The following is a 13,842-nucleotide window of genomic DNA, read 5'->3' as shown; positions in this document are numbered from 1 at the left end:
TATACGACGCATAGGAAGATTCACGCCAGATTCAGCCGCGTTTATGTCGCGTAAGAGTTTTTCGCGACATATAATGCGCCACATGCCAAAGGGGATTCCAGAAGAAGAACTCAACGCCATCCTCGCGATCGTAGCGGACCATCATCCGAGCGCTGTGCAGGTCCGGACCATTCGCGACGGGTTGGCGTCTGAGCTGCCGACACGGATGCTGCAGCGGCGCCTGGCCTTGTTGGTCGATCGGCAACGACTGACGGCAGAGGGGCGAGGCAAAGGTCGGCGCTATCGTTTGCCGCCCAACAATGTTGGCGGGCAAGCTCGGCCCGGTCAGCTCGGAATCAGAGGGCATCCGCCCGGTCTCGAAGTCTACCCGCCCGTTTCGCCCGAGGCGATGGCCATCAAGGATGCGGTCCGCGCGCCAATTCAGCACCGGCAACCGGTCGGCTATCAGCGGGCGTTTCTGGACCAGTACCGGCCGAACGAAACCTTTTATCTGCCGGTGGAAACGCGTCAGCGCCTACTCGATATGGGGCGCCCGCCTGATGCTGAACGCCCGGCCGGGACCTATGCACGCAGGATCTACAGCCGCCTGCTGATTGATCTTTCTTGGAACTCGAGTCGCCTGGAAGGCAACACCTATTCGCTGCTGGAAACCGAGCGGCTGCTCGAACTGGGCGAGGCGGCGGAGGGAAAGGATGCGCTGGAAGCGCAAATGATCCTGAACCACAAGGCAGCCATTGAACTGCTCGTCGAGCAGGCCGACGAGATCGGTTTCAATCACTACACCATCCTGAATCTGCATAGCCTGCTGGCGGATAACCTGCTCGCCGACCCGCTGGCCGGTGGCCGTTTGCGGAGTATCGGGGTGGGCATCGGCGGGACCGTCTACTATCCGCTGGATGTGCCGCAACTCCTCGAAGACGCCTTCCGGAAGTTCCTTGAGACCGCGGCCGCGATTGCCGATCCGTTTGAGCAGGCCTTCTTTGCCCTCGTGCACCTCGCGTACCTGCAACCCTTCGAAGACGTCAACAAGCGGGTTTCGCGTCTTGCGGCGAATATCCCGCTGATTCGAGAGAACCTTTGCCCGCTGTCCTTCGTCGACGTTCCGGAGCGCGCCTATATCGATGCCGTGCTGGGCGTCTATGAACTGAATCGTATCGAGCTGTTGCGCGATGTTTTCATTTGGGCCTACCAGCGTTCCTGCGCGCGCTACTCCGCCGTGCGTCAGTCGCTAGGGGAGCCGGACCTGTTCCGTTTGCGTTACCGCGCGCTGATCGCCGAGGTTGTCGCAACAGTGGTTCGCGGCGGGCTGGACAAGAAGGCCGCAACCGCATTGGTCCGGCGGCGTGCTGGGGAGCAGGTGCCGGCAGAGGATCAGGGGCGATTTGTCGAGGTAGCGGAAACAGAGATGATGAGTCTCCATGAAGGCAACATCGCCCGCTATCGCCTGCGGCCTGCGGAGTACCAGGCTTGGCGGCAAGACTGGCATTAACGGAGTTTGCGCATGCCGAAACCCGGAGAACACAAGACCGTCCAAGCCCGCATCCTCGAATACGCCCAGGCCATCGGTTGGACCTTTGTGCCCCGCGAGCAAGCGGAGAAGCGACGCGGATTTGACCCGGACGTGCCATCCGCCGAACGCGCCAAGGGTCGTTCGCTCTTCTTCGACGACCTGCTCGCCGCCAAGGTGCGGGAGTTCAACCCGAGCTACGCCGAGGCCGAGGGTGCGCTGCTCGGGGCTTTCCGGCTTCTGCACACCGACATCTACGGCAACCGGGAATTCATCAAGCACCTGCGCAACCGTGGCACGTTCTTCGATGTTGACGCGAAGCGCGAGCGCGACCTGATCCTGATCGATTACGCGCATCCCGAGAACAACGTCTACGAGGTCACCGAGGAGTGGGCCTTTCACAACGGCCACTACGGCACGCGGCAAGACATCGTCTTTCTCATCAACGGCATCCCGGTGTTGGTGATCGAGTGCAAGAACGCCAACAAGGACGAGGCGATTGCGCTGGGGGTGGACCAGATCCGCCGCTACCACCGTGAGACGCCCGAGCTGTTCGTGTCGCAGCAGCTGTTCACCGCCACCGATGCCATCGGCTTTTGCTACGGGGTGAGCTGGAACACGGTGCGGCGGAACATCTTCAACTGGAAGGATGAGGAGGTCGGCAAGCTGGAGGCCAAGGTGAAGGGCTTCTGCGCCATCCCGCGGGTGCTCGGCTTCCTGAAGGACTACATCGTCTTTGCCGAGAAGGACGAGGAGCTGAACAAGTACATCCTGCGCCAGCACCAGACCGGCGCGGTGGACGCGACGGTCGGCCGCGCCCTCGATCCCATCCGCACCCGTGGGCTGATATGGCATACCCAGGGCAGCGGCAAGACCTTCACGATGATCAAGGCGGCGGAGCGGCTGTTTCGCGCGCCCGAGGCGGACAAGCCCAGCGTGCTGCTGATGATCGACCGCAACGAGCTGGAAGATCAGATGCTCAAGAACCTCGCGGCGCTGGGCCTGGGCAACCTGGAGCACGCCAGCAGCATCGCCCGGCTCAACCAGCTGTTGCGCGACGACTATCGGGGCATCATCGTGACGATGATCCACAAGTTCCGCGACATGCCGGCGAACCTCAACAGGCGCTCGAACATCTATGTGCTCATCGACGAGGCCCACCGCACGACCGGCGGCGACCTCGGCAACTTTTTGATGGCTGGCTTGCCGAACGCGACCTTCATCGGCTTCACCGGTACTCCGGTGGACAAGACGGTCTACGGCAAGGGCACCTTCAAGACCTTCGGCTGCGAGGACGACCAAGGGTATCTGCACAAGTATTCCATCGCCGACAGCATCGAGGACGGCACGACGCTGCCGCTCTACTACCAGCTTGCCCCCAACGAGATGCTGGTTCCGCACGAGACGCTGGACAAGGAGTTCCTGTCGCTGGCCGAGGCCGAAGGGGTGGCGGACATCGAGGCGCTGAACAAGATCCTCGATCGGGCGGTGAATCTGAAGAACTTCCTCAAGGGCAGGTCGCGGATTCAGGAGGTGGCGCAGTTCGTCGCCAGGCACTACCGCGAGAACGTCGAGCCGCTGGACTACAAGGCCTTCCTCGTCGGCGTGGACCGCGAGGCCTGTGCCCACTACAAGCACGCCCTGGATCAGTTCCTGCCGCCCGCGTATTCCGAGGTCGTCTACACCGGCAGCAACAACGACTCCAAGCTGCTCAAGGCATTCCATCTCGACCCGAAGCGGGAGCGGCAGATCCGCAAGCGCTTCGGCAAGCTCGACCAGCACCCCAAGATCCTCATCGTCACCGAGAAACTGCTCACCGGCTTCGACGCGCCGGTGCTCTACGCCATGTATCTCGACAAGCCGATGCGAGACCACACGCTGCTGCAGGCCATCGCCCGCGTTAACCGCCCCTATGAGAACGAGGCGCAGGAGATGGTGAAGCCCCACGGCTTCGTGTTGGATTTCGTCGGCATCTTCGACAAGTTGGAGCAGGCGCTGGCCTTCGACAGCGACGAGATCAATGCCATCGTGAAGGACCTGAAGCTGCTGAAGGTCCTGTTCAAGAACAAGATGGAGTCCAAGGCCCCGGCCTACCTCGGCCTGATCGAGCGCAACTTCAACGACAAGGACGTGGACAGCCTCATCGAGCATTTCCGCGACCCCGAGCGGCGCAAGACGTTCTTCAAGGAGTACAAGGAGATCGAGATGCTCTACGAGATCATCTCGCCGGACGCCTTCCTGCGGCCCTTCATGGACGACTACGGCACCCTGTCCGCCATCTACGCAGTCGTCCGCAAGGCGTACAGCAGGCGCGTGCAGGTGGATCGAGAGTTCCAGCGCAAAACCAACCGGCTGGTGCAGGAGCAGGTCGGCACCTACGAGGTGCAACGCGTCGACGGGCTGGTCGAGATCAACGCCGAGACCATCGAGCTGATCAAGCAGCGCCAGGGCGGCGACGCCACCAAGGTGATCAACCTGGTCAAGGGTATCGAGCGCAAGGCCGAGGAGGAGAGCGAGGACCCCTACCTGATCGCCATGGCCGAGCGTGCGCGGGCGGTGCAGGATGCCTTCGAAAGCCGCCAGCTCGACACGGCGGAGGCCTTGGCGGCGCTGCTGCGGGAGGTCGAGTCGAACGAGACCAGACAGCAGGAGCAGGCCGAGAAGTCCTTCGACGGCCTGACCTATTTCGTCTACTGCACCCTGTTGGATGCCGGCATCGGCAACTCCGAGGCAGTCAGCCGCAAGATCCGGCTCGCCTTTGGGGAATGCTCCAACTGGAAGCGAAGCGAGAACGCCTTGCGCGAGCTGCGCAAGCGGGTGACCTTCGCAATCTTCGCCGAGACCGAGGACCTGGATCGGGTCACGGCACTGGTGGACGAGCTGTTCACCCTGCTGGACAAGGCGGAGCGGATTTAGCGGGATGGCCGATGCCGCACGCAAGCAGGCGTTCAAGCACCGGGTCCGCGAATGGGCGGACCGGTTGGACGTAAAGGTCGTCCAGCTCAGCGTCCGCCCCATGCGCAGGAAGTGGGCGTCCTGCTCCACTAACGGACGGCTGAATTTCAACGACGAGTTGCTCGGGCTGGATACCGGGCTGTGGGACTACGTCATCGTCCACGAGTTGCTGCATTTCTCGGTACCCAATCACGGCAAGCTCTGGAAGAGCCTCATGCAGGCGCATCTGGGGGATTACGAGGCGATGGAGGCGCGGTTGGTAGACATGGCTAGCTCGGCGCGGAGTTGACCCATTGCTTCGCGCGCTGTTCGAGCGCTTAGAGGGCGCTGACCCGACCAGCCTCATCGGGCTGCCTCTGATTCGGCTCTGCGAACTGCTGGGCGCAGCCAGAATCGATCCGTTGCAGGCCTGATGCAGCCGTGCAGAGCCATCGGGAGCAGCTCGAACAGTCGGAACCGTGATCGTCTAGACTTTTAACAGATCCTAATGGCGGCGATGGCTCACCCTTCATGCGTTGCGGCCGAGGTGGCTTTGGAGGTCGACCCGATGACTGCAGTCGCGGTTGATGAGCGACAGATCGAGGTGCTGCACCAGGCCGTGCCGGGTCGGCTGCGGCTGCGTCTGCTGTCGCTCTATCGGGACCGAGCGTCTGCTCGCCGGCTTGCCGAGGAACTGTCCGGCCAGCCCGATATCATCGCCGCAACGGCCAACCCGCTGACGGGCGCGTTGTTGATCTTGCACAATCGCGAGCTTGACTGCGACTCTATCCTCCGTCGCGTCTCAGCCCTGCTCGACGCCCTCGCGAGCAACACCCTGCATGCCGCGCGACCGATGCGCCAATCGCCTAAGACTCAGGGTCTGAAGCCGAGCGCGGCGAATCCTTCAGCATCTAGCCCCATCCGCGCCATTGGCAAGATCGGTCGGCTCCGCCGGCTGCTCCACGACGAGCCGTCCCGCCACGCCACCGAGACCATTTCTGGTTTCGATCCGCGCCACTGGCACGCGATGTCGCCGCGGGAGGTCCGCCACGCGCTGCAGGTGACGGACGACGGCGGGCTGGATACCGCTGAAGCTGCACGTCGGCTGGCCCGCTTTGGCAGAAATCATCTCGGCATGGTGAGTGGGCGCTCGCAGCTCGCGATGTTGCTGGAGCAGTTGCTGACCGCGCCGGTCGGGCTGCTGGCCGCCTCCGCCCTGATCTCGGTTCTGACCGGGGGCGCTGCCGACGCCGCCGTGATCCTCGTTGTCGTCGGCATCAACAGCGCGATCGGCTGGCTCACCGAGCGACAAGCCGAACAGACGATTCGCGGGCTCGCGGATGTGCGCCCGAGGCACTGTCAGGTGCGACGGGATGGCTTGCCGAGGACCGCACCGATCGACTCGCTCGTGCCGGGCGATCTGGTCGAATTGGCCCCGGGTAGCTGGGTAGCAGCGGACTTGCGTTTGCTCAGCAGCCGCGAGCTCAGCATCGACGAATCGGCCCTGACCGGCGAGAGCCTGGCCGTGACCAAGGCCGCAGGCCCGGTGCTCGCGCCGGAGACGCCGGTGGCGGAGCGCGCCAACATGGCCTTCATGGGGACGGTGATCACCGGCGGTACCGGAGCCGGGCTGGTGGTCGGTACCGCGTTCGCCACCGAGCTTGGACGCATCCAGGCGATGCTGGGCGACGTCACCCCGCCGCAGACGCCAATGGAGACCCAGCTCGGTCGGCTCGGCTATCAGTTAGCGCTGTTATCCGGGCTGGTCTGTGCCGGCGTGTTTGTCGCCGGCTTGGTGCGGGGGCTGGGCTGGCTGCCAATGTTGAAATCCTCGGTGTCGCTAGCGGTGGCCGCGGTGCCGGAGGGGCTGCCGGCAGTGGCCACCAGCACGCTCGCGCTCGGCATCACGCGGATGCGCCGACAACGGGTGGCGGTGCGCCACCTAGACGCGGTCGAGACCTTGGGCTCGGTCCAGGTGCTGTGCTTGGACAAGACCGGCACCCTGACCCAGAACAGCATGGCAGTGCAGCGGCTGTTTCTCGGGACCGGGACCGGAGCCGGGGTCGGCGGAGCGGATGCAACGCTAGCGCAATCACCTGTCCGGCGACGCCTGTTGGAGGCGGTCAGCCTGTGCAGCGAGGTACAGATCCAGGCCGACGGCGAGCTGCAGGGCTCCGCGACCGAGCTGGCGCTGGTGCGCTTGGCGCAGGCCGATGGTATCGACATCGCTCAGCTACGCGCCGCCCATCCGCTGATCGAGCTGCATCAGCGAGCCGAGGGCCGCCCGGTGATGAGCAGCTTCCATCGCAGCGCCGACGGCGGGCTGCTGATCGCGGCCAAGGGTAGTCCGAACGACCTGCTCGAGCGTTGCACGCACCTCGGCGACGCCGAGACGCCATTGGATGAGGCAGCGCGTGAGCGCCTGTTGCGCGAGAACGATGGCATGGCCGCCGATGCGCTGCGAGTGCTCGGGGTGGCCTATCGGCACCAACCGCAGGCGCCATCCGTCAGCGAGATGGAAACCCGTGGGCTGATCTGGCTGGGACTGGTTGCTCTGTCCGACCCGTTGCGTCCCGGGATGGCCGATCTGATCCGCGACTTCCAGCAGGCCGGCATCAAGACTGTCATGATCACCGGCGATCAGAGCGCCACGGCGGCAGCGGTCGGCCGCGAACTAAATCTAGCCGCCCAGCGCGGCGACAGCCGGCAGGTCCGAGTGTTGGACTCGAGCGGCATCGATCGGCTGGACCCGGCCATGCTGCGCGGCCTGGTGCCCGATCTGGATGTCTTTGCTCGGGTCAGCCCGGGGCACAAGCTGCGCATCGTCCAGGCCTTCCAACAGGCAGGCTGGGTGGTGGCGATGACCGGCGACGGCATCAACGACAGTCCGGCGCTCAAGGCCGCCGATACTGGCATTGCGATGGGGCAAAGCGGCACCGACGTCGCCCGCGCGGTGGCAGACCTGGTGCTGGAGGACGACAACCTGCACAGCATGCTCGAGGCCGTTCGCCAAGGCCGCACCATCTATGCGGACATCCGCAAGACCATCCATTTCCTGCTCGCCACCAATTTCAGCGAGATCGAGGTGATGCTGGTGGCCATCCTGCTCGGCCTAGGCTCGCCATTGAATCCGATGCAGCTGTTGTGGATCAATCTGCTGTCGGACATCTTCCCCGGCCTGGCGCTGTCCGTGGAGCCCGCCGAGGCTGACGTCATGGAGCAACCGCCGCGCGACCCGGCCGAGCCGATCGTGCCGCGCGAGAGTCTGGCGCGCATGGGGGTTGAATCAGCCCTGATCAGCGCCGCCGCCATGACCGCCTACGGCTATGGGCTGGCGCGCTACGGACCCGGCGCAAAGGCCGGCACGCTGGCCTTCGACACGCTGACCACCGCCCAGTTGCTGCACGCACTGAGCTGCCGTTCGGAGCACCCGGTGTTCTGGGGCGGTACCCGCTTGCCGCCTAACCGCCCGCTCGACCTCGCGCTTGCGTCCTCACTCGCTGTTCAGGTGTTGGCGAACCTGGTGCCTGGACTGCGCCGTCTGTTGGGTCTGGCGCCGCTCACGGCACGCGATCTGCTGGTCGTACTCACGGCCGCTCTGTTGCCGCTGCTGATCAACGAGGCCCTGAAGCCCAGCTCAGGCCGGCCCAGCGCTGCTGTCGACGACACCGGCGCCGGCGAGCGGCCGGAGACCGAGACCGAATCCGCAGCCGAGGCGCCATGCCCAAGCGCTACACAAAGGGCTACACAAGGGACCAGACAAGGGACCAATCAAAAAGACGCACAAGGAGCGGCAAGAGAAGCCACTAAAGGAGCCGGACAATGACCAGCGAATACATCTCCATCTCAGAGTCAGTCACCGCCGCGCACCCGGACAAGCTCTGCGACCGTATCAGCGACGAGATCGTCGACCGGCTGCTAGAGCAGGACCCAGCCTCGCGGGTCGTGGCCGAGGCCGCCATGTTCGGCGGTGTCGTGTTCCTGGCCACGCGCATCGCCACCAGCGCGCGCATCGACCTTGCCGAGACGGCGCGCCGGGTCTTGACCGGAGCCGGTTATCATCACGACGACTACGACGCCGAGTCCGCAAGCATCCTGACCAGCAGCCTCGGCACGCTGCCGGAGTCCTATCCAAGGGTGCGCGCCGAGGAGCTCGACGAGGCGGGCGTCGCTGCGATTCCGGCCGGTAACCAGGTAACGGTGTTCGGTTTCGCCGCCCGGCAGACCGCCAGCTTGATGCCCTTGCCGATCGAGCTGGCCCATGCGCTGGCACGGGGACTAGAGCAGGCAGCGCGCCGCGGCGACTTCCCGTATCTGATGCCGGACGGCAAGAGTCAGGTCGCGGTTGCCTACCACGACCGCACGCCGCGGCGGATTCACAGCGTCTCATTGGTCGTCTGCCGTCGTGCGGGGATGCAGGTCGCGGAGCAGCGGCTGCGCGACGACCTGATCCAAGCCGTGGTCGAGCCGGTGTTTGCCGAGCGCGAGATCCGGCCCGATGCGTCGACCCTCTATGCGTTCAACCCGGAGGGGCCGTTCGTCGGCGGCGGACCGCAGGTGCACTGCGGGCTGACTGGACGCAAGACGGCTGCGGACAATTACGGCGGCATGGCACGTCACAGCGGTGCGGCGCTGAGCGGCAAGGACCCATTGCGCATCGACCGCGTCGGCGCCTACGCGGCGCGTTGGGTGGCTAAGCAAGTGGTGGCCGCCGGGCTCGCTGAGCAGTGCGAGCTGCAGCTCAGCTACACCGCCGGCGAGGCCTGGCCGTTGAGCATCCAGGTGGACTGCTTCAACACCGAGCGGATCGGGGAAGCCGTCATCGAGGGGCGCATCCGCAACGCCTTCGACCTGCGTCCGGCCGCGATCGTGCGCGACCTTCGGCTACAGTCCATCGCCGCCCGACCCGGCGGCTTCTACCGCCACCTCACGAGCTATGGCCACATGGGCCGCGAGGATCTAGACGCACCTTGGGAACGCCTGGATCGAATCGATGCGCTGACGGCAGCCTGAGGCAACGTTCATGGCAGGTGTTGTGCCGCAGGCCTCTGCCGCGGCTCGGGCTCCTCGGGTATCGTCGGTATGAAGCGCAGTAGCTCGAAGGCATACCACAGCAGCGAGGCGGCCGGTGCCAGCAGCTGACCCCGAAGCACCTGCCCCATCGCGAGAACGATGAGCAGTAGCACGGCCAGCGTGCGCAGGTCCGCCGAGCCACCGGTCTGTTCCTCTAGGCTCCGGTCGATGCGATCGGCGGCCCGCCGCACCGCATTGAGGCCTGGCGACAGCGGCGGCGGGCCGTCGACGATCTGGAGTCGTCCGGTGGCCGCGATGGCGAGGCGAGGATCTTGCGCCTGGGTTGGATCGAGCCGAATCAATAGGCCGGCGGTGGACGGGTTGCCGGAGACCTCGACGATGCCCGGCAATGCCGTCAGCTGCTCGCACAGCTCGGCAAAGAAGGCCTCGTCGTGGCGCCGGTCGGGCAGGCGCAGGCGCATCCGCTCGCGCGTGCGATGGACCTGGTAAGCGATGCTCTGCATCAACCGCTCGCACCCGTGGTGGGCGCCTCCGCAGACCGCCTGACGCTGGCAGCGGTCTCACTACCTGCATCCGTCGCGGCTTCGCTGCCGGCATTCATCGCGACCTCGCCGCTAGCATCAGCATCCATCGAGGCCGCACTACCGCCGGCATCCATCGCGGCTGCACTACCGCCGGCATCCATCGCGGCTGCACCGCCCGCAGCCGGCGTGGCCTCGCCGCCGATATCTGCCGCGGCGCGGTCGGCAGCGCGCGCGCTGCGCTCAGCACGCAGCTCCTCTTGGACCTCGGCGGCGACATCGTCAACGACCTCGGCGATCTCGGCTGCTGCTTCCCGCGCCTTCTCGGCGGCCAGGATGCCGAATCTCAGGGTCGCGCGGGCGGCCGGGCGCAGGTAGGGCGCCAGTGCAACCGCCGCGACCGGTATCAGCAGCGCCGCGCCAAGCCCGATCGCAATGCCGCGACCGAGGCCGCTCTTGCCGAGTTCGTCGAGATTGGCCATCGAGCATCCTCCGTTGTGATCACTGTTCTGTTGACTGCAGACGGCCAGCGGTCGGTGACCGGCCCTACCTAAAGCTGGGAGCCCCGATTCCGATGCGCTCTACAAGCGTGGTCGCTAGGCTGGTGCCAACGCGCTCTGCCACGCGCTCCCAGAGGTCGCGCTCCTGGCTGTAGTCGACCAGCTCTTCTGCACCGACGATCTCTCGAGCCACGTAGGACGGGCTACCGAGACCGTCACTGAGGCCAAGCTCAACGCTTTCTTGACCGGTCCAGAACAGGCCACTGAACAGCTCCGGTCCGCCCTTGAGGCGGTCGCCGCGACCCTCTTTCACCGCGGTGATGAATTGCGCATGGAGGTTGTCCAAGAGCCCTTGGATAAACTCCCGATCCCACTCATCAAAGTTGGAAAAGGGATCGAGGATGCCCTTGTGCTCGCCAGCGGTGAGCAACCGGCGCTGGATGCCGAGCTCGTCGATGACACGCTGGAAGCCAAAGCTGTCCAGACGGACGCCGATAGAGCCGATCAGCGTAGCGCGGTCGACGTAGATCTCATCGGCTGCACTCGCGATGTAGTAGGCGCCCGACGCGCAAACATCAGCGGCGACCGCATAGACCGGCTTGTCCGGATACTGCTCCCGCAATCGCTTGATCTCATCGAACACGTAGCCAGACTGCACTGGGCTTCCACCCGGGCTGTTGATGCTCAAGATGATGGCCTGAGCGTTCTCAGCCTCGAAGGCATCGCGCAATCCCTCAACAATGCGGTCTGCACTGGCGTTCGTCTTGTCCGCGATCAGCCCTTCAACCTTAACGACAGCCGTATGCTCGCCAGCCGAGCCTACCGAACCACCGATGCCATCCATGACAAGGGTCATCGAGAGCAAGAGCAGATAGGCGAGGATGCCGAATTTGAGCACCAGTCCCCAGCGCCGAGAGCGTCGTTGTTGACGCAGAAATTCGGCCGCCATGCGGTTGATCAGCGCGCGCTCCCATTCCGGATCATTGGTGGCTGGCATCGGTTGGCCAGCGGTCAGATCGCTGTTTTTCCAGCGTCTTATCCAAGAGGGTAACTTCATGTCTAGGCTCCGCTAGCAGTCGAGCGAGAATTCATCTTCCGGAGTGGCACCGCGCCATGAGTGTGAGGCCCTCTGGAACGAGGCAGGGCCCCTGACTGATCTCCACAGGATCAGCGGAGCAACCACTCCGAGAGCAAGGCGATCGAGGACGCACAACCCAGTGGTTTGTGTTCGAGAAGCCGCGTCGGGGGCTGGGTGCCATAGCCCACGGCCAGTGCCCGAACACCGGCGTTTTGGGCCATCAGTAAATCGTAATCGGTATCGCCGATCATCAGTGTATCCGCTGGCTTGACGCCAAGCTCATCCATCAGCTCATGCAACATCCCAGGGTGCGGCTTCGAGGCGGTCTCTTCCGCACAACGGGTTGCGTGGAACCAGGGGCGCAACCCGGTCTGGTCGAGGGCCTGATCAAGACCCTTTCGGCTCTTGCCGGTGGCCACTGCCAAGAGCTGGCCGCGCTGGTGCAAGGCTTCGACAAGCGCCTTCGCACCCTCGAAAAGCGGCGTCGGTATCGTATTGGTTACCAAGAAATGGTGACGATAGCGCGCAATCATCTCGCTGAGATCCTGGTCTGAGCTGACCCCTGGCAGGCGCAGAATCGCCTCTTCGAGGCCCAGGCCGATCACCTCGCGTACAGCGGCCGATGGCGGCGGCGGGCGGCCCATATCGGTGAATGCCGCTTGCATGCTGGCGACGATACGCCCCTCCGAATCCATGAGTGTCCCGTCCCAATCAAACACCACCAGCTCGATGGCTTGCAGCTCCGGCATTGCATTGCGGGTCAAGTCCAAGATTCCTCCTCGAGTCTACTCAAGACTGCCTCTAAACGCTCAGGCAGTGGTGCCGTGACATGCACCAGCGGTCCGTCTTCCTGCGAGCGGAAGCTCAGGGCCGCGGCATGTAAAAACAAGCGCTTTAATCCGAACGCCTTCAGGCGCTCATTGTCCGCTGGATCACCATATTTCGGATCGCCGGCGACCGCGGCCCCCAGGTGCGCGGCATGGACCCGGATCTGATGTGTGCGCCCGGTATCAAGCTCTGCCTCGACCAGGGTAAAGGGACCGAGGCGTCGTCGCACACGGAACCAGGTTCGCGAGGGCTTACCCTCCTCCGGATCGACGCGCACCACCCGTTCACCACCGCGCACTCGGTTAGTGCGCAGCGCAACCGCGACCTCGATCTCGGGTCGCGAAAACGGCCCGCAGAGCAACGCTAGGTAGCGCTTGTCGACCTCGCCATCGCGCAGTTGTGCATGCAAACGCCGCAACGCACTGCGGCGCTTGCTGATCAGCAGGCAGCCGGAGGTATCGCGATCCAGCCGATGGACCAGCTCGAGCTCGGCACCGGGGCGCATCGCGCGAAGCGTTTCGATCACCCCTAGGTTGATGCCGCTACCACCATGCACGGCGAGACCGGCCGGTTTGTTCAGCACCAGAAGACGTTCGTCTTCGTACAGCAGAGCCTCGTCAAGACGCTCTCGAAGTTGAGTCGATGGTGCGATAGATTCACCCTGCGCCGGCAGCCGCAGCGGCGGCAATCGCACCTGATCTCCGGCCTCGAGCCGCTGCGAAGGCCGCGCGCGCCCCTTATTGACCCTAACCTCACCGCGGCGTAGCAGGCGATAGACGAGACTGCGTGGCACGCCTTTCAGCTGCGCCAGCAGAAAATTGTCGATCCGCTGGCCAGCAATATCGGGGCTGACCTCCACCCACCGCACCATCGGGACTCGCGACGGGACTCGCGACGGATCTCGCGACATTTGATCCGTCTGCGCAGTCGCTGCGCTTGCGGCTGCCGAGGCGGTAACAGAACGCGAATTGGCGACAGAATCGCGCGGCACATGGCACGCTGTGCGATTCTGCTTGGGGCGGGCGTGCTTGGGTTGCTTCGATGTCGACTTCAGGGTCAATTGCCGGTACCGGGAAAGCTTGCTAGCATTCACGACTTGTGCTGCGTGGAAAGGTACGTGCGCGTGCCAGACTTCATGGGGAGGAGCAGCATAAGACAGGGTTAGCGCCGGCCCGAGCGAATCGCGATGGTCCGAGCGAGGTCAAAGGTTACTGGCTCCGGAGGTTGACGCTACGCCACCTCGTGGAGCCGATCGCCCCACACTTGGGGACTGACCCGATGCGCGAGGCGTAAGGCCAGCCAACAGTATGGCGCATCGCCAAGCCAATTGTGACACCCGTTGTGACACTCGGTCGCAATTCCCGACTCCCCACTGGTTTTTAACGAGCATCGGTGTGTCGCCGGTGACTCGACAGGGTGACTGGCGCGCTGCGCGAGACA

Annotated in this window: 10 protein-coding genes and 1 pseudogene; 6 read left to right on the top strand and 5 right to left on the bottom strand. The window is 64.4% G+C overall.

What is annotated here, in order from left to right; genetic code table 11:
* The first annotated feature begins 73 nt into the window (after positions 1-73).
* From CKO42_RS09855 to metK, 6 genes and pseudogenes are all read left to right on the top strand, one after another.
* Complete coding sequence (locus CKO42_RS09855) at positions 74-1,489, top strand: Fic family protein (RefSeq protein ID WP_242479267.1); 1,416 nt, start codon at positions 74-76, stop codon at positions 1,487-1,489.
* A 12-nt stretch (positions 1,490-1,501) separates the two neighbouring features.
* Positions 1,502-4,423: a type I restriction endonuclease subunit R gene (locus tag CKO42_RS09850; RefSeq protein ID WP_200242956.1), complete on the top strand. Its 2,922-nt coding sequence runs from the start codon at positions 1,502-1,504 to the stop codon at positions 4,421-4,423.
* Positions 4,424-4,427: 4 nt separating this feature from the next.
* A complete protein-coding gene (locus CKO42_RS09845; RefSeq protein WP_200242954.1) occupies positions 4,428-4,751 on the top strand; it encodes a M48 metallopeptidase family protein in 324 nt (107 codons plus the stop codon).
* Between the two features lie 13 nt (positions 4,752-4,764).
* Positions 4,765-4,875: pseudogene (locus CKO42_RS28485) on the top strand (septum formation inhibitor Maf); the annotation flags it as partial.
* 134 nt (positions 4,876-5,009) lie between these two features.
* Positions 5,010-8,267 (top strand): cation-translocating P-type ATPase, encoded by a 3,258-nt coding sequence (locus CKO42_RS09840; RefSeq protein ID WP_200242952.1) that lies wholly within the window; start codon positions 5,010-5,012, stop codon positions 8,265-8,267.
* Entirely contained in the window at positions 8,264-9,454 is a 1,191-nt protein-coding gene (gene metK, locus CKO42_RS09835; protein ID WP_200242950.1) for a methionine adenosyltransferase, read from the top strand. The genes CKO42_RS09840 and metK overlap by 4 nt, the downstream gene beginning before the upstream one ends.
* A gap of 8 nt (positions 9,455-9,462) precedes the next feature.
* On the opposite strand, the gene CKO42_RS09830 is transcribed toward metK, so the two are convergent.
* The 5 genes from CKO42_RS09830 to CKO42_RS09810 form a co-directional block, all read right to left on the bottom strand.
* A complete protein-coding gene (locus CKO42_RS09830; protein WP_200242946.1) occupies positions 9,463-9,978 on the bottom strand; it encodes an HMA2 domain-containing protein in 516 nt (171 codons plus the stop codon).
* Positions 9,978-10,478, bottom strand: a complete 501-nt coding sequence (locus CKO42_RS09825; RefSeq protein WP_200242943.1) for a DUF5132 domain-containing protein — start codon at positions 10,476-10,478, stop codon at positions 9,978-9,980. Before CKO42_RS09825 ends, CKO42_RS09830 begins: the two co-directional genes overlap by 1 nt.
* 64 nt (positions 10,479-10,542) lie before the next feature.
* Positions 10,543-11,553, bottom strand: a complete 1,011-nt coding sequence (locus CKO42_RS09820) for a S49 family peptidase (RefSeq protein ID WP_200242940.1) — start codon at positions 11,551-11,553, stop codon at positions 10,543-10,545.
* Positions 11,554-11,663: 110 nt separating this feature from the next.
* Positions 11,664-12,338, bottom strand: coding sequence for an HAD-IA family hydrolase (locus CKO42_RS09815; RefSeq protein WP_242479266.1), 675 nt, complete (start codon positions 12,336-12,338; stop codon positions 11,664-11,666).
* On the bottom strand, positions 12,335-13,273 hold the full coding sequence (locus CKO42_RS09810; RefSeq protein WP_242479265.1) for an RluA family pseudouridine synthase: 939 nt from the start codon (positions 13,271-13,273) through the stop codon (positions 12,335-12,337). The genes CKO42_RS09815 and CKO42_RS09810 overlap by 4 nt, the downstream gene beginning before the upstream one ends.
* Between the last annotated feature and the right edge of the window lie 569 nt (positions 13,274-13,842).

Origin of the sequence: Lamprobacter modestohalophilus (genome assembly GCF_016583905.1) — a bacterium.
Lineage (GTDB): Bacteria > Pseudomonadota > Gammaproteobacteria > Chromatiales > Chromatiaceae > Lamprobacter > Lamprobacter modestohalophilus.
Note: the sequence above shows the minus strand (reverse complement) of the source record. Positions and strands in the feature narration are given on the sequence as shown.

Bases quoted from the DNA above. Each gene is read 5' to 3' on its own strand.
- CKO42_RS09825 (WP_200242943.1), bottom strand. From the start codon at position 10,478: ATGGCCAATCTCGACGAACTCGGCAAGAGCGGCCTCGGTCGCGGCATT.
- CKO42_RS09810 (WP_242479265.1), bottom strand. From the start codon at position 13,273: ATGGTGCGGTGGGTGGAGGTCAGCCCCGATATTGCTGGCCAGCGGATC.
- metK (WP_200242950.1), top strand. From the start codon at position 8,264: ATGACCAGCGAATACATCTCCATCTCAGAGTCAGTCACCGCCGCGCAC.
- CKO42_RS09840 (WP_200242952.1), top strand. From the start codon at position 5,010: ATGACTGCAGTCGCGGTTGATGAGCGACAGATCGAGGTGCTGCACCAG.
- CKO42_RS09850 (WP_200242956.1), top strand. From the start codon at position 1,502: ATGCCGAAACCCGGAGAACACAAGACCGTCCAAGCCCGCATCCTCGAA.
- CKO42_RS09830 (WP_200242946.1), bottom strand. From the start codon at position 9,978: ATGCAGAGCATCGCTTACCAGGTCCATCGCACGCGCGAGCGGATGCGC.
- CKO42_RS09820 (WP_200242940.1), bottom strand. From the start codon at position 11,553: ATGAAGTTACCCTCTTGGATAAGACGCTGGAAAAACAGCGATCTGACC.
- CKO42_RS09855 (WP_242479267.1), top strand. From the start codon at position 74: ATGCGCCACATGCCAAAGGGGATTCCAGAAGAAGAACTCAACGCCATC.
- CKO42_RS09845 (WP_200242954.1), top strand. From the start codon at position 4,428: ATGGCCGATGCCGCACGCAAGCAGGCGTTCAAGCACCGGGTCCGCGAA.